The sequence below is a fragment of the Pseudomonas brassicacearum genome (genome assembly GCF_003732175.1).
In the GTDB taxonomy this organism is placed as follows: Bacteria; Pseudomonadota; Gammaproteobacteria; order Pseudomonadales; family Pseudomonadaceae; genus Aquipseudomonas; species Aquipseudomonas brassicacearum_G.
This window is the reverse complement of sequence record NZ_MOBI01000028.1, coordinates 1-16,031: the sequence shown is the minus strand read 5'-3', so window position 1 is coordinate 16,031 and position 16,031 is coordinate 1. Positions and strand designations below refer to the sequence as shown.

13 protein-coding genes are annotated in these 16,031 nt (G+C 60.3%); 3 read left to right on the top strand and 10 right to left on the bottom strand.

All coding sequences use genetic code 11. The features are described 5' to 3' along the window. Nucleotides 1-17: 17 nt before the first annotated feature. The 3 genes from qhpC to peaA form a co-directional block, all read right to left on the bottom strand. Nucleotides 18-341, bottom strand: a complete 324-nt coding sequence (gene qhpC, locus BK658_RS24655) for a quinohemoprotein amine dehydrogenase subunit gamma (RefSeq protein WP_054596428.1) — start codon at nucleotides 339-341, stop codon at nucleotides 18-20. Nucleotide 342: 1 nt separating this feature from the next. After that, nucleotides 343-1,773, bottom strand: coding sequence for a quinohemoprotein amine dehydrogenase maturation protein (gene peaB / locus BK658_RS24650; protein WP_123584576.1), 1,431 nt, complete (start codon nucleotides 1,771-1,773; stop codon nucleotides 343-345). Nucleotides 1,774-1,866: 93 nt separating this feature from the next. Beyond that, nucleotides 1,867-3,447 (bottom strand): quinohemoprotein amine dehydrogenase subunit alpha, encoded by a 1,581-nt coding sequence (gene peaA, locus BK658_RS24645; protein WP_123584575.1) that lies wholly within the window; start codon nucleotides 3,445-3,447, stop codon nucleotides 1,867-1,869. Nucleotides 3,448-3,760: 313 nt separating this feature from the next. Between peaA and BK658_RS24640 the strand changes: the two genes are divergently transcribed. Both BK658_RS24640 and BK658_RS24635 read left to right on the top strand, forming a co-directional pair. After that, complete coding sequence (locus BK658_RS24640; protein ID WP_123584574.1) at nucleotides 3,761-4,432, top strand: HAD family hydrolase; 672 nt, start codon at nucleotides 3,761-3,763, stop codon at nucleotides 4,430-4,432. A 146-nt stretch (nucleotides 4,433-4,578) separates the two neighbouring features. After that, nucleotides 4,579-6,069: an aldehyde dehydrogenase family protein gene (locus BK658_RS24635; protein WP_103317610.1), complete on the top strand. Its 1,491-nt coding sequence runs from the start codon at nucleotides 4,579-4,581 to the stop codon at nucleotides 6,067-6,069. Nucleotides 6,070-6,192: 123 nt separating this feature from the next. On the opposite strand, the gene qhpG is transcribed toward BK658_RS24635, so the two are convergent. The 5 genes from qhpG to BK658_RS24610 all read right to left on the bottom strand — a co-directional run bounded on the left by qhpG (nucleotide 6,193) and on the right by BK658_RS24610 (nucleotide 12,778). Further along, nucleotides 6,193-7,497 carry a flavin-dependent monooxygenase QhpG gene (qhpG, locus tag BK658_RS24630; protein ID WP_123584573.1) on the bottom strand — a complete coding sequence of 435 codons (1,305 nt, stop codon included), beginning with the start codon at nucleotides 7,495-7,497 and terminating at the stop codon, nucleotides 6,193-6,195. Next, complete coding sequence (gene qhpE, locus BK658_RS24625) at nucleotides 7,494-8,171, bottom strand: subtilisin-like serine protease QhpE (RefSeq protein WP_123584572.1); 678 nt, start codon at nucleotides 8,169-8,171, stop codon at nucleotides 7,494-7,496. The genes qhpG and qhpE overlap by 4 nt, the downstream gene beginning before the upstream one ends. Then, complete coding sequence (locus BK658_RS24620; protein ID WP_123584571.1) at nucleotides 8,161-9,879, bottom strand: ABC transporter ATP-binding protein; 1,719 nt, start codon at nucleotides 9,877-9,879, stop codon at nucleotides 8,161-8,163. The genes qhpE and BK658_RS24620 overlap by 11 nt, the downstream gene beginning before the upstream one ends. Continuing rightward, on the bottom strand, nucleotides 9,879-11,783 hold the full coding sequence (locus tag BK658_RS24615; protein WP_123584570.1) for a sigma-54-dependent Fis family transcriptional regulator: 1,905 nt from the start codon (nucleotides 11,781-11,783) through the stop codon (nucleotides 9,879-9,881). Before BK658_RS24615 ends, BK658_RS24620 begins: the two co-directional genes overlap by 1 nt. Nucleotides 11,784-12,022: 239 nt before the next feature. Beyond that, nucleotides 12,023-12,778, bottom strand: coding sequence for a class II aldolase/adducin family protein (locus tag BK658_RS24610; RefSeq protein ID WP_123584569.1), 756 nt, complete (start codon nucleotides 12,776-12,778; stop codon nucleotides 12,023-12,025). A gap of 171 nt (nucleotides 12,779-12,949) precedes the next feature. On the opposite strand from BK658_RS24610, the gene BK658_RS24605 reads away from it, so the two are divergent. Next, nucleotides 12,950-13,906 (top strand): LysR family transcriptional regulator, encoded by a 957-nt coding sequence (locus BK658_RS24605; protein ID WP_123584568.1) that lies wholly within the window; start codon nucleotides 12,950-12,952, stop codon nucleotides 13,904-13,906. A 9-nt stretch (nucleotides 13,907-13,915) separates the two neighbouring features. Here BK658_RS24605 and mrdA read toward each other — a convergent pair whose 3' ends face one another. Both mrdA and BK658_RS30140 read right to left on the bottom strand, forming a co-directional pair. Next, entirely contained in the window at nucleotides 13,916-15,808 is a 1,893-nt protein-coding gene (gene mrdA, locus BK658_RS24600) for a penicillin-binding protein 2 (protein WP_123584567.1), read from the bottom strand. Between the two features lie 24 nt (nucleotides 15,809-15,832). Then, on the bottom strand, nucleotides 15,833-16,031 hold a 199-nt coding region (locus tag BK658_RS30140), incomplete at its 5' end, for a hypothetical protein (protein WP_221178619.1).

Below are 16,031 nucleotides of genomic sequence, written 5' to 3'. Positions count from 1 at the left end.
CCGCTATTTTTTTCGGGCTACTTGTCTTTTGGGAACACGGTACCGAGGTTGCGCCAGCTCTCGTTGGACGCTTGGGCGTCCTTGTTCCAGTCCGGGTAGGTGCTCATCATGTCCGGCACCTGGGCCGGCCACCAGCAAGGGTCGGAACAGCCATAAAGGTCAGCTTCCATCGGCTGGCACAGCGACGACACACCGCCAAAGGCGTCGATTTCCCAACCCGGATCGGTGGTCGAGGCGCAGCCGGCGACGGAACTCATGGCCACGACTTCTTCGATACGGTTTTCGGCCGCGGCCTGATCGAGCTTCTGCGCTTTGTTATTGATTGCCTTGAGATGTTTCATATCAGTGAGCCTTGCGCGGAGTGATGTAACTGCTGATAAACGCAGGGTTGTGAGCCATGATCCGGGTGTAGACCTCGATACCGAAGTCGACCCAGTCACGCATCAGTTCGCAGTAGTGATAGGTCGGATGAGTCGGGTCGCCATAACGGGCGTAGCTTTCGTGGTAGCAACCGCCGGAGCACAGGTTGCGGATCTGGCAGTCTTCGCAGCCGGTGTTGGTCCGGTCCAGGCGCTGGGACAGGAAGTCGTTCAACTCGACCTGTTTCACGCCGCTGTGAACATTGCCGAAGGTCGGCAATGACGAGCCGGTAAAACGGTGGCAGAGGTTGAGTTCCCCCTTGTGATCCACCGCCAGCATCTTCAGCCCGGCGCCACACGGCAGGGCTTTTTTGTGGCCCTCGTGGATATCGGTGATCAGCTGGTGCAGGTTGGAGAAACCGATGTTGCGGTGCTCCAGCGCTGCTTCCAGATAACGCCGACCGAGTTTCTTCATGTTGGCGAAGACTTCGATCAGTTCGTCACTGGACAGGTTGAAGCTGCTGATGTCACCCGAGGTCACCGGGGCAAAACCGACTTCGGCAAACCCCAGTTCGTTGAACAGGTGATCCCAGATGGTTTCGACGTCGGTGACGCCTGTGGTCAGGGTCACACGTGCGCCAACCGGGCGGCTGTTATAGCGCGACAGCAGCATCTCGGCCTTACGCCGAACCACGTCATAGGTGCCCTGCCCGCCCACGGTGATGCGGTTGCGGTCGTGCACGGTTTTCGGTCCGTCGATGCTCACTGACAAACCAAAGCGATGGGCATTCAGGTAGTCGACCGTTTCCTCGGTGAGCAGTGTGGCGTTGGTGGTCATGACGAATTCGACGAACTTGCCGGCCTCGCGAAAACGCTTCTCGCAATAATCGACCATGTACTCGATCAGCTTGCGGTTGCTCAACGGCTCGCCACCAAAGAACACCACGGTGAAACGCTCTTCGTCAGGGGATTCGCGCAGCAGCATTTCCACTGACGCGACAGCGGTGTCGACGTCCATCTTTTTACCGGCGGACGGCTTGTCGAGGTCTTCCTTGTAGCAATAGGTGCAGCTCAGGTTGCAGCCGGTATTGACGTTGAGCACCACGGTGTTGATCGCCGTGCGTTCGACCCGTTTGGTGCCGATGTCCGGAGTCAGCGGCGAGCCGTCGCTGACCAGTTCCAGGGAGATCAACTCGCGCAGGGTTTCGGTGATTTCTTCACCGTTGAAACGTGCCGCCAAGCGCTCGATCAAGTCCTCCGACGAACAGCCGGGACCACGCAAGGTATCGATGATGGTGCCGGTCAGCTCATCACTGGCGAACAGCGAACTGCTGGGGATATGGAACAGCATGCGGTCGGCATCAACGTGCACTTCGTGCAGATTGCGCTCGACCAGATTCAAAATGGCGCCCATTACAACCTCCTGTGCAAACCCCGCTTGGCGGGGCCTGCGGTCATTCCTGCAAAGTGTCTGAAACCGTTACGTCAGCCAGCTCACGTTTTCAAATCAGGGAATGGGTGGATTGTTCCAGCGTTGCACGGTGACGATCATGTGGCCCTCGCCGGTCAGGGATTTCCCTGCGTCGTCGATGGCGGCGATCACCTTGAGGTTGCCAGCATTGTTCGTGGACATTTTGCGCGCGGGGTTCGGCCCGGCGTCGCCCGGGGTGAACACGCCGCTGTCGGCCTGCATGGTGCCGGCAAACTTGACGTCCTGGTCTTCCTTGGCGCGGTCGTCGAAGGCTTCGACCTTCCACTGCGCCGGGACCACACCAATCCGATACGGCTTGCCATCGGCGCCTTTACCCCAGGCTTCGGCGTCAAAACGACCCTGGACTTTCGGCGTCGAGCCGCCGCCCTCGCCGATCCGCGCTACCGAAAACTCCGGCACCACCTTGACCTCGTCGATCTGGCTGTAGACCGCCAGCGTCGCGCCTTTCAAGTTGCCAATCGTGACCTCGCGCGCGCCCGGTTTGGCATCGGCGGTGGCTTTGAGCCTGACCTTGATGCGTTCTGGACTTTGTTCCAGCACTTGCGCCACTTCGACACCGCTGCCGAAGTTTGGCATGCCTTGCAGGCCGCTACCGATCAGGATCACCTCGGTTTCGCTGCCGGCCTTGAGGTAACCCGGCTGCACCGCCAGCAAACGGCTGGAGCCTTGTTTGGCGGCGATAAAGTCGAGACCGCGTTCATCGTGCTCGGCTTCGAACATCCGGCCCTGCAGCTCAGTGCCTTTGGCCGCAAACACCTGACGCATGACCACGCCGTCGATGGTCACGTTGCCGCGCCATTCATACCCACTGTAGAGGATCGCGCTACCGTCACCATTGAACGGGCTGCCATCGGCGTATTGACCTTTGACCGCGACCTTGAACTGGTCGGCGCCCGAGGCGTTGACGTTCATCACACCGGACAATTCACCCTTGCCTGGCAAACGGCCGCTGAAGCTCCAGTTCCCCACCAGCGCGTCGGCTTTCGGAGCGGTTTTCTGCCAGCTTTTCCAGGCCGGGTTGTCCAGCGGATAACGCTTGGCCAACAGCGGCACCATGTCTTTGCGGGCAATGTCGAACCAGTCACGGTCGCGAGCCAGCGCCTGGTATTCCAGGGACGGCCATTGGCCGAGGTGGAAGTTCACCAGACGTTCCCACTCCTGGGCCGGTCGCCGTTGCAGGGCGATCCGCGCGCCGGAGTGGCAGCGGCCACACATCTGGCTGGTCTGATCATCGAAATGCTCGACGGTGTTGAGCCGGCGCTCCAGCGCATAGCGCACGCCATCGGTTTCGCTCGGTGCCAGGCCCTGGGTATCGGCGAGGTATTTGACCAGGGTGCGACGGTCCTCATCACTGATCTGCAAACCGTGCATGGTCTGCATCCGGGCAATGCTCATCAGCCAGCCTTCGGGCGTTTTGCGCTGGTGGCTGATACGGCTCAAGGCATTGCCGGCTTCAGGGGTGTGACAGCCCTGACAGGTTTCCTTGAGAATGCTTTGGGCGTCACGCGCCGCCATGCTTTGTGGAGCATGCAGGGCGGCACACGCAGCGAGCGCCAGCAGACTGGCGCTCATGCCTGATCGGAGTTTTCTCTTCATCAACGTCGAACCTCGCACGGTGCTTTCTTATTTTTTGAATGATCGTTTTCAGGGTCTCTGCCGTCGGCGAACCGGTCGCTGACGGAGGCAGGAGAAACGTCTGCGAAGGAGCAATACACGGAGCGTGCCAGCTTATTAATAGTCTTTAAAATCAAGTAGTTGTCGATAAATAACGGATTTTTATCAGCGTCGAAAAAGATCAACGGCGTCTAAATTCGCGACAACTGTTGCACTCTGAGACGAGCATAGATGACGCCCTGCGTATACGATGACCCGCTATCCGCTTAACCGCTTCAGCTACGGGAACTGCGCCATGCTCAATGCTTTGCTCTTCGACCTAGACGGCACCCTGACCGATACCGATGCGCTCCATCTGCTGGCGCTGCAACAACTGTTGCTGGAGGAGGATGGTCGGTTCTTCAGCAAAGCCGAGTTCGAAACCCACGTCAGTGGTCAGGCCAACGCCAACATGTGCCGTTACCTGTTCCCGGACCGCTCGGTGGCCGAGCGCGAAGCATTCGCTGAACGCAAGGAAGTGCGTTTCCGTGAACTGTCGCCACAACTGACACCGATTGCCGGGTTGGTGCGGTTACTGGATTTCGCCAAGGCTCAAGACATTGGTATCGCCGTGGTGACCAACGCGCCACGGGCCAATGCCGATCACATGCTCGAAGCACTGGGCCTGCGTGAGCGTTTCGAACATATCGTGGTCGCCGAGGAACTGCCCCGCGCCAAACCCGATCCCCTGCCCTACCTCACCGGCCTCGAACGTTTGCAAGCCAGCGCCGAGGTGACCCTGGCATTCGAAGACTCGATCCCCGGCCTGACAGCGGCAGTGAACGCCGGGATTTTCACCGTGGGCCTGGTAACCAGCCAACGCCGCGAGACGCTGTTGGCGGCGGGCGCGCATCTGGTGATCGAGGACTTTGATGATCCGCAGCTGTGGGCGGTGATTGATCGTATGTTGAGCCGTCAAGGGTTATAGCTGTCTCATCCGTGTCTCAGTTTGCAACAGCTCGGTGTGCTCTTCTCTGCTGCTTCTGCCACTGAACCCCGCTAAACACAGCCCTTCGACAAACTGGCACAACCGTTGCGAAAGACCTCGTCACACGAACAAGACGAGGTCTTACCATGCCACTCCCTTACCTGCTTCCTGCCGTTTCGGCGTTCATCCAACGTGCGCCGCGCATGCTGATCGGCGCCGAGTGGGTCGAGGCCGCCGACGGCCAGACCATGCCCTTGCACAACCCGGCAACCGGCGAAGTGCTGTGCGTTGTCCCGAAGGCTACGCCGGACGATGTTGATCGCGCCGTGCTCGCCGCACGTCATGCGTTCGATGATTCGGCCTGGACCCGAACCCGACCTCGGGAGCGGCAAAACCTGTTGTGGAAACTCGCTGACCTGATGGAACGCGACGCTGAACTGCTCGCGCAGCTGGAATGCCTGAACAACGGTAAAAGCGCGGCGGTGGCGCAAGTCATGGACGTGCAGTTGTCGATCGACTTCCTGCGCTACATGGCCGGATGGGCGACCAAGATCGAAGGCTCCAGCGTCGAAGTCTCGCTGCCATTGATGCCCGATGATCAGTTCCACAGCTTTATCCGCCGTGAAGCGGTGGGTGTGGTCGGCGCTATCGTTGCCTGGAACTTCCCGCTGCTGCTGGCCTGCTGGAAACTCGGCCCGGCCTTGGCGACCGGTTGCACCGTGGTACTGAAACCGGCGGATGAAACGCCGCTGACCGCATTGAAACTCGCCGAGCTGGTGCTGGAAGCCGGCTACCCGAGCGGGGTGTTCAACGTGGTCACCGGCACCGGCATCACCGCAGGTTCGGCGCTGACCCACAACCCGCTGGTGGACAAACTGACCTTCACCGGCTCCACCGCCGTCGGCAAGCAGATCGGCAAGATCGCCATGGACTCCATGACCCGGGTCACCCTGGAACTGGGCGGTAAATCGCCGACCATCGTCATGGCCGACGCCAACCTCGGCAGTGCCGCCGCCGGGGCGGCCAGTGCGATCTTCTTCAACCAGGGCCAGGTCTGCTGCGCAGGCTCGCGGCTCTATGTGCAGCGCAAACACTTCGACAACGTGGTGGCCGACATTGCCGGCATCGCCAATGCCATGAAGCTCGGCAATGGCCTGGACCCGAGCATTGACATGGGCCCGCTGATCTCGGCGCGCCAGCAGGAGCGGGTGTACAACTACATTGAAATGGGCCGTGAAAGCGGCGCGACCATTGCCTGTGGCGGTGAGCAATTCGGCCCCGGGTTCTTCGTCAAACCGACGGTGATAGTCGACGTCGATCAAAAGCACTCGCTGGTTCAGGAAGAGATTTTCGGCCCGGTGCTGGTAGCGATTCCGTTCGATGACGAAGCCGATGCATTGCGCATGGCCAATGACAGCCCGTATGGCTTGGGCGCGAGTATCTGGTCCAACGACCTGGCGGCCGTGCACCGGATGATTCCACGGATCAAATCCGGTTCGGTCTGGGTCAACTGTCACAGCGCCCTCGACCCGGCGTTGCCGTTTGGCGGCTACAAGATGTCCGGCGTGGGCCGGGAGATGGGGTATGCGGCGATCGAACATTACACCGAGTTGAAGTCGGTGTTGATCAAACTCTAAAACAACCCTTATCGATCGTTCCCACGCTCTGCGTGGGAATGCCGCCATGGACGCTCTGCGTCCGCTCCAAGAAGTGACGCGGAGCGTCACGGGATGCATTCCCACGCGGGAGCGTGGGAACGATCAATTCGGTTTGGGTCTGTAGCCTTGGGACAATAGCCACCCGCGCACCATCCGCCCCTGCTCCACCGTCAAACCTTCCAGCGCTTGGTCAGCCGGCTCGGTTTGCAATCGCCGCAGCAAGGGTGCCAACTCAACCCCCTGCACATGCCAGATCCCCAATGGCTGATCCGCCGTGATCACCACCTCGGCCTCATCGACAAATCCATCCTTGAGTACCGGCGCCCGCTCAATTCTCAGAGACGAAAAATCTGCAGGTGCATGAGCCAGCTCCGCATCCGGCCACTGTCGACGCGCACACCAAAACGGTTGGTCCGACCAGCGCAGTTCATCGGCATAAAAGTCCCGACCAATGCGCGCAAAGCGCAAGAACAGTTGCTCGACCCGTTGTTGATGGAAGCGCTGGGCCAATGCCGCCCGCTCAGGTTTATCCAGCAAGGTATTGATCACCACCGGCGCCTGCAAGGCTGAGGACAGGGATTGAAAGATGCCGTTGCCTGACAGCGGATCGACCGCCATGGCCGCATCGCCAACCCGAATCCAGTTATCGCCGCACACCTGCGGATTGAGAATCGCCGTGCTGCTGCGGGCGTGCAGTTGCAAGTCAGTTTCAGGCTGCGAGCCGAAAAAATCGATGGCCAACGGCGAATCCTGGCGGCGCTGGCGACAGTAGTCGAGCAACTTCGCTTTGCCCGGCAACCCGGCGCTGGCCACGTCCACGGTCAACTGCCAATAACATTGACCGTCGGCCCGCCGCGCCATCCAGGCCCAACCGTCCGGCAGACTTTCCACCGCGCTGGCGGTGCTGCCTGACGCGCCCTGCCAACGGTTGAGCAGGCTGACCGTCTCCGGTCCGCGCAGGCCTTTGCCAAGCGCCGGTGCCTGACGACCACGGGCTTCCACCAGAAACTCGCTGTTCAGCTCGGCATGACCTTCGATCTCAACCCGATGACCCGACGTCTGGGAGTGAACCGCCAACACCCGGCCTTCGATCATCTCGACACCGGCCAGGCGCAAATCCTCACGCAGACCGCGATCAAAGCTCGGCCGATCCAGCAGAAACTCGATGTTTTGCGCATGCTGCTGGCCGTTCCACGATACCTGTCGCTGCGACGGCAACGCAGCCTCCGCCAGTGCCTGATTCAAACCAGCACCGCGCAGAGCTTCGAGCACCCGTTGCGAAACGCCTTCAAGCGCCGAAAATCGTCGCCAGTCGCTGACCAGCGTCACCGCATAACCCAGCCGGCGCAGACCCAACGCCACTGCCGCACCGGCAGGTCCGGCGCCGAGAATCAGGATGGCGCTCATTGCCAGACTCGCCGCTCGGGGCCGCGATAACGGGCGTTGTCTTGTAGCCACTCAAGGACCTGCGCATTGCTCGCGTCGAGGTGCCCGGCAAGGAAATTGGCGATATGCCCGGTCAGCGCCGCGCAACCGAGACTGGCACCGGATTGCCCTGGGTAAATGCCCTGAACACAGGCGGCAAAGTCGGCCTGCTGGCTGTTGAGCCACGACCACTCGTGTTCGCCACAACGGGCATCGCCAGTCACCCGCAACACCTGCGGGTAACTCGCCGGGTACACGCCTTCGCCTTGCGCCGGGCTCGCGGCGCACAGCAAAACACCACGGGCCAATGCTGCCGAACAGGCCTCACGCAGCAAGCTGCGGTCCTGACGCAAGCCCAGGCTGAGGTTGATGACTCGCACATCCTGCGCCACCAGCCAATCGATCGCCGTGGCAATCTGCAAGGCGCTGGTGACCCCGCGCTGGTCGAACACTTGCGCTACGCAAAACCGTGCAGAGGCTACACGCCGGCTGATTGCCTCGACGACCGCGCTGCCATGGCCGAGCGGATCGTCACGCAGCTCGTCTTCGGCGAGTCCGTCCTCCACCAGGTAAAACCGTCGTCCGGCGCTCACCTGCCCGCGTTGTGCCACGGAGTGTCCGCTGTCGACCACGCCAATCCTTAGCTCAAGCTTCATGCAGCACCTTAACTTGCGTCAGCACGCCGTCGAACAACTCAAAGCGCAGATCAGCATCGGCCAGGGTCGAGGGGCGATGGCTGATCAGGATTCGTGTGCGTCCGGCAAACAGTCGATCGATGGCCTCGATAACTTCCCGTTCAGTGGCCTCATCGACCGCCGAGGTAGCTTCATCGAGCACCAGAATCAGCGGATCCTGCAACAGCGCACGGGCGATGGCAATCCGCTGTTTCTGCCCGCCGGACAACTGCTGACCACGCTCGCCCAACGGACTGTCGAGGCCTTCGGGCAGAGACGCGATGAGGCTGTCGAGCTGCGCCAGCCGCGCCACTTCGGCCACTGCCTCATGACTGGCGTCCGGCACCGCGTAAGCGAGGTTATCTGCCAGGCTGCCGCGAAACAGCACGATGTCCTGGCTGACCACGGCGATCCGCCGACGCAACTCGAACAGCGCAAGCTCGCGCAGGTCGACTCCGTCCAGCAGCACCCGACCGGACTGCGGGTCATGATGCCGTTGCAGCAGGTCGATCAGCGTCGACTTGCCAACCCCGGAGCCACCGCTCAGGGCAACTTTCAAACCATAGGGAATACGCGCTTCGATCCCGCGTAACGTCACCGGGCGCCCGGGATGGCTGAAGTGCACCGCCTCAAAACACAGCTCGCCAGAGCTCGGCATTGGCTGCGGCGTGGCCGGTGTGACGACGCTCGGCTGTTCACCGCGCAGTTCCATCACCCGACCGAGGCTGACGGTCATCCGTTGAATCGCCACGTACAACCCGAGCAAGCTCTGTACGGGTCCGACCGCCATGCCCAGATAGGTCGAAAATGCGATCAACGCGCCGAGCTGCCACGTGCCCTGCACCACCCAATAACCACCAATCAAAAACGCACAGGCCCGCGATAACGAAGTCAGTGTGCCGGGCACCGCCTGAGTGAAAAACTCGGTAACTTGCAGGCGCAGCAACTGGCTCATGTAGCCCTGCCCCAATGTTTCGAGGCGCCGTGCTTCACGCTGTTGCTGGCCGGCGGACTGGATGAACTTCATCACCGGCAGGGTTTCGACCATGAACGAGGACATGTCCGCCGAACGCTCGCGCAATTGCCGTACATCACGCTCGACCTTGCGCCGCATCCAGCGCAGCCAGAGCACATCCAGCGGGATCAACACCAACGCCAGCAACGAGAGTTTCCACGACAGGGTCAGCAACATCGCCACCGCGCAGACCAGACCGATGACGCTGGAAACCGCCGAGAACAGCGAGTCGACGGCAAAGCGCTGGATCTCCGCCACATCACCGTCGAGGCGCGACATCAGGTCGCCGATCCGCCGTTGCCCGTAGAAGCCCGGCGACAAGGTCTGCAAATGCCGATATAGGTCGTCGCGCAGGGCAAACAGAATGCGCCCCGACAACCGCGTGTGCAGGTAGCGATTGATCCCCGACAATGCGGTGCCGAGCAGTCCGGCAACAATCATCAAACCGGCGATCAGCACCAGCATGGAAAAGTTGTGCGCCAACAGCCCATCGTCGATCAGCAACTTGGTCAGCCAGGGTTGCACCAGCACCAGCAGCGAGGCGCACACCGACAACCCGAGCAGCCCGACAATCGCCAGTCGATGCGGGCGCACGAAGCCGTACAGCCACTGTAATGCGGCGTCCAGTGCCTGGGGGTTGTGACTGTCGACCAGCCTGACGATCAAGCGCCGCATCAGTTGCGCAACTGTTTGAGCTTGCGATACAGCGTCGCTCGACTGATGCCCAGCGCATCGGCCGTCGCCGAAACGTTGCCGTGATGATTATCGAGGGACTGGCGGATCAACTCCAGTTCGTTCTCGCGGATACTGCCGCAGGTTGAACGCTCGCAGGCATTCAACTCGTCGAGCATGCTGTCGGGCAAGTGCTCCAGGCTCAGCACGGTTTCACCGGGCTCGCGCATCGCCAGCACGGTACGCAACACCATCTCCAACTGGCGGATGTTGCCCGGCCAGTGGTAACCGGCGAGTAGGCTGCTCAAGTCGTCCTTGAGTTTGACCGTCGGGGCGTCCAGTTTGCCGAGTAGACGGTTCACCAACTCACTGAAATCATCGCGCTCACGTAGCGCCGGCAGCATCACGCTGATGCCATTGACCCGGTAGAACAGGTCTTCGCGAAAGTGTTTGTCCTCGACCAGACGCTTGAGGTCGCGGTGAGTCGCGCAGATCAGCGCGACATCAATGTCTTGCTCTTCACCCGCCCCCAGCGGTGCCACCTTGCGGTCTTGCAACACCCGCAACAGGCGTGCTTGCAGTGCCAGCGGCATGTCGCCGATTTCATCGAGGAACAACGTGCCGCCATGGGCCTGTTGCAAGCGCCCGATCATTCCGCCACGCCGTGAGCCGGTGAACGCGCCCTCACGGTAGCCGAACAATTCCGACTCGATCAGGCCTTCGGGGATCGCCGCACAATTGACCGCCACGAAGGGTTTGTTGCAACGGCTGCCAGCCATGTGCAGTGCCCGGGCGATGACTTCCTTGCCGGTGCCGGTTTCCCCCAGCAGCAACACCGGCAACTCGTTGGCCAGGCCTTGCCGGGCCATCCGTAACGCACGCGCATAGCGTGCATTGCTGCCGGCCAGGGATTCGAGATCGGGTTGAGGTTTTGGATTTTTGGTGACGCTGCGCGGTGTGCTACCGACATTGATCGAGCGCTGCGGCGCACGGAGGGTTTTGTAGAAAAATTCGCCCTTGGCGGTTTGCAGACTGCCGATCCCGCCCTGTTGCAGACGTGCCAGCAATTGCAGGCCATCAACCCCTAGGAACTCTTCGCAGCGGTGGCCAACCAAGGCTGGTCGCTCGGCATTGAGCAACTGACAAGCCTGGGCGCTGACCGCCAGAATCTGCCCGCCGAGGCTCACCGCTAACAACCCCTGCCAGGGCGATTCGAGGTACTGTCGACGGCTATGAAAGGCCAGCACGATCTGTTCGGGGAAGCTTGCGTTGAACACCCGGCTTTCAATCTGGCTGACCGCCATCGCCAACAACGCGGTGCTGTCATGCGCCCGGCCCAACGGGCCTTCACGAGTCAGGTCGAGCACGCCAAGGATGTCGCCTTGGGGGCAATGAATTGGTACCGAACTGCAGGAAAAATCGCTGAGACGATCGAGATAATGTTCGCCGCAGTCGATCAGCGTCGGCCGGGCTTCCACCAGCGCAGTGCCGAGGGCGTTGGTGCCGCGTGCCGCTTCACTCCAGCAGGCGCCCAGGGTGATGTCTTGCAGGCCGCTGCCCTTGAGGCGGTCGGCGCGACCTTCGACCGCGAGAATGGTCGCCTCGGAATTGGCGAGGATGATCAGCCCCTCCTTGCCCTGACGCTCGGCCAGGTAATCGATGGCCGGCATCGCGGCGTCGATCAGCAAGCGATTGCTCGCCAGCAACACCTCGAGGCTCGCACTCGATTCCAGCGCCAACTCATGCTTGCCATTGAAGTGCACGCCATGGCTCAAGCTGCGCCGCCATGAGGCATCGATTTCAGCGCGCAACACCCCGTTGGGGACTTCGCCTTCAAGGTGAAGTTTCTCCCGGGCCAGCCGGGCTTCATGTTGCAGTTGTGGCGTTATTGTTTTTATAAGAGTCATCAAGCGCTCCGGATCGGTCCGCCCAGTCTCTGGCCGGGTCACTTCCAGACATGCGACGAAGCACGCATGCCATGGGGAAATATCTACCCGGTTCAGATGGCAGTAAAGGGAAGTTTGCCCGATACCTCGGACGGCCCTTCCCTCAAGCAAAACCTGCGCCATGGAAAATCGGCGCCAGCGCTCATCTTTACGTTAACGTCAAGAGACTGGCAAGTGCCGTAGAGCGCCTGACTCGGTGTTCATGAGCAATAGGATTCGCGTTGCGATTCGATCAGGGTCAATGCCGAAGACCAGGCCAGTTCGATGATGTTCTCGGCATCGTCCTGCTCGAACTGTTCAGCCGTGTGGACACAGACCTCTGGCGACGGAAAGTTCAGCTCGCACCCGCCCGCCAATGCCTGTACCTGCGCCTGGCAGGCACGCTCCAGGAAGTAAATTTCCTGGAACGCGTGGGCCACACTGGCGCCGCCCGCCAGCAGTCCGTGATTGCGCAGGATCATCGCGTTGTGCGGTCCCAGGTCGGCAATCAGCCGCTCGCGCTCGTCCAGCGACAAAGCGATGCCTTCGTAGGCGTGATAAGCCAGCTTGCCGTAGAACTTCAGCGCGTGCTGAGTGATCGGTAGCAAGCCTCGCTTCTGCGCAGCCACCGCCATGCCCGCCGCCGTGTGGGTGTGGATCACGCAGTTCAGATCGGGGCGCGCCATGTGAATCGCAGAATGGATGACGAAGCCCGCAGTGTTGACCCGATGATCCGCGTACGCCGGATCGACAATTCGGCCCTGCTGGTCGATGCGTACCAGATCCGAGGCGCGCATGCGATCAAAGATCACCCCGTAGCGATTGATCAGGAAGTGATGCTCGGGCCCTGGGATCCGCAATGTGATGTGGGTGTCGATCAGGTCGGTCATGCGAAAGTGCGCGACCAACCGATACAGGGCCGCCAACTCGCAGCGGGCCTGCCATTCAATGGTGTTCATGTGCTCAGGCTTATTCACCAACTCACCTCTTTTTGTGTGATGGCGACCGGCTGCCCTTGAATAGGCAACGTGCAGACGCCGGGTATCAACAGCACGGTGTGCTTGTGGGCTTTATCGCGGCCGGGCTAGGATTAGTCAATTTTCAAATTCTTAACCTAACTATTAGATTAACTAATAGCAGGATTCTTTATGCCCTCACCCCTCCCTCAATCCAGCCGACGCTTTCTCAATGACCGGCTCGACTGGAACCTGTTGCGCACCTATCTGGTGATCGCCCAGGAAGGCAGCATGAGCCGCGCTGCTGCGCGCCTGCACATCACACAATCGGCGGTGAGCCAGGCACTCAAGCGTCTCGAAGAACAACTCGACTGCGTGCTGATTGTCCGCAGCGGCCGGCGTTTCGACCTCACCGAAACCGGCGAAGAAGTGCTGCGTATCGCGGCCGATGTCTATGGTGATATTTCGCGCCTGGGGCCGGTGATCGAGAGTCCTCACGATGACGTGGTGGGCAAGGTGCGGATCCTGACCATCAGCGGTATACAGTCCCCGCACTACGATAAGTTCCTCGCGGACTTCCATGAGAGCCATCCGAATGTCGAACTGGAAGTCGAGGTGATGGGCAGTTCGAACATCATCAGTGCCCTGCTGCAAAAGACTGCGACGGTCGGCGTTGGCCTATCCCGACTGCCGCAACCGCGACTGGAGCAACGGGTGCTGTTTCGCGAACGTTATGGGTACTTTTGCGGCCAACGCCATCGATTGTTCGGGCAGGCGAATCTGAGGCTGGAACAACTCGCCACCGAGCACTTCGTCAGCTTCACCAGTGATCAATTGGGCGGCAATCTTTCACCGCTGACACTGTTTCGCGACCAGCAAGGTTTTACCGGCAAGATCGTCGCATCATCGACCAGCTTCGAAGAGATTCAACGATTGATCTGTGCAGGGTTTGGGATCGGCTGTTTACCCGTTCACCTGGTGCAGCGAGATGTCGAGCAGGGGTTGCTGTGGCGTTTGCCGCCTGATGAGGGTGTGGTGGATCTGGATATTCGATTGCTCTGGAATCGCGAGCAGAAAATGACTCCGGCTGAAACAGTGTTCCTGGAAAGCTTCCAGCACCTGCTCAGCAGGCATGAGCAGGTGCTGTAGCTTTCAGCGCTAAACGTGAGGATCGCTGGGTGGTTTGCTCGGGCTCGCGTATTGCGGCTTTAGATGGCCGTCCTTGTCCAGCAGCCACGCATCCATGATCTGCCGCACCACAGGGCCGGCCACGCGACCGCCGGCCTCACCGTTCTCGATCATCACCGAGATCACGATCTGCGGATGTTCGGCCGGGGCGAAACCGACGAACAAGGCGTTGTCGCGGTTACGCTCGCGGGTCTTCAAGCGGTCGTAGCGCTCGCCCTGTTTGATTGCCACCACTTGTGCGGTGCCGCTCTTGCCTGCAATCCGGTATTGCGCCCCCACGGCCGCCGCACGGGCAATCCCGCGCGGATCGTGCATAACCATCTGCATGCCATGGTTGACCTGCTCCCAGTCGTGTGGATTCTTCAGCAGGATGTTCGGCATCGGATGCTCATCCACCGGTGGCACGCCATCGATCGTCTTGGCCAGATGCGGTCGATTCCACACGCCTTTGTTGGCGATCAGTGCCGTCGCCTGAGCCAGTTGTAGCGGTGTCACTTGCATATAACCCTGGCCAATCCCGAGGATCACCGTTTCACCGGGGAACCACGGCTGACGGCGAGTAGCGCGCTTCCATGCCTGGGACGGCATCAATCCGGCCGACTCTTCGAACATGTCCAGCGAGACTTTTTCGCCAAGGCCGAACATCGCCATGTAATCGTGCAAACGATCAATGCCGAGTTTGTGCGCGAGGTCGTAAAAATAGGTGTCGTTGGAACGCATGATCGCTGCGTCCATGTCGACCCAACCGTCGCCGCTGTGATTCCAGTTACGGTATTTATGGTCGAAGTCCGGCAGTTGGTAGTAACCCGGATCGAAGACCCTGGTAGACGCCGTCACCACGCCGGTGTCGAGCCCGGCAATCGCCACTTCCGGCTTGATCGTCGAGCCTGGCGCATACAACCCGCGCAAGACCCGGTTGAACAGTGGGCGGTCAATGGAGTCATGCAGCGCCGCGTATTCCTTGAAGCTGATGCCGGTGACGAACAGGTTCGGGTCAAAACTCGGTTTGCTGACCATTGCCAGCACTTCACCGGTTGCAGGATCGAGAGCAACCACTGAACCGCGACGGTCGCCCAGTGCCTCTTCTGCCGCCTCCTGAAGCTTTACATCGAGGCTGAGCACGATGTTTTTCCCAGGAATCGGATCAGTGTGCTTGAGCACTCGCAGCACCCGGCCCTGGGCGTTGGTTTCGACCTCTTCATAGCCGACATGACCATGCAACTCGGACTCGTAGAATTTTTCGATGCCGGTCTTGCCGATCGACTGGGTACCGCGGTACTCGACGGTATCCAGTGCCTTGGACTCTTTCTCGTTGATACGCCCGACATAACCGATAGAGTGGGCGAAATGCGCACCCAGCGGATAGTTGCGCACGAACTGCGGCTCAACGTCGATTCCCGGCAGGCGGAACTCGTTCACCGCCAGTATCGCGATCTGCTCTTCGGTCAGTTCGTAAAACAAGGTGACCGGAACAAAGGGATGGCGCGCCTGCTTCATCGCCTTGTCAAACAGCGTGCGATCTTCAGCAGGCAAGTGCAACAGACTGACCACCGAGTCCAGCTCGCCTTTCACATCGGTTGCGCGTTCGCGGGTAATGATCAGGTTGTAGCTTGGCCGATTATCGGCCAGTAGTACGCCGTTGCGGTCGTAGATCAGACCGCGAGTCGGGGTAATGGGCAGGACATGCACCCGGTTGTTTTCAGAGATCGTCGAGTGATAGTCAAACTCGACCACTTGCAGGACGTACATGCGCACAACCAGCGCGCAGGTAATTGCAACCACGAACAGCGCGCAGGCCAACAGCCGTTTGTTGACCAGGCGCGTTTCTTTTTCGTGGTCCTTGATCGGGATCGGTTCGGGCATTTCTGCAGCAACTCTTTGACCGGGTTAAACGCCATTCCCTGCGCGCGACATCAGTCCATTAAAAAACGAGCTGCACCATACCAAAAACTGCGCGGCTACTTTAGGGGTAATTTCCCAAGTGGTTGTCCTTGACGGCCAAAACGACGGTCGGACGCTGGTGCCGCCGATGAGCACTTTCTCGCAGGCAAAACAAAACCCCAACTGCTTTCGCAATTGGGGTTTC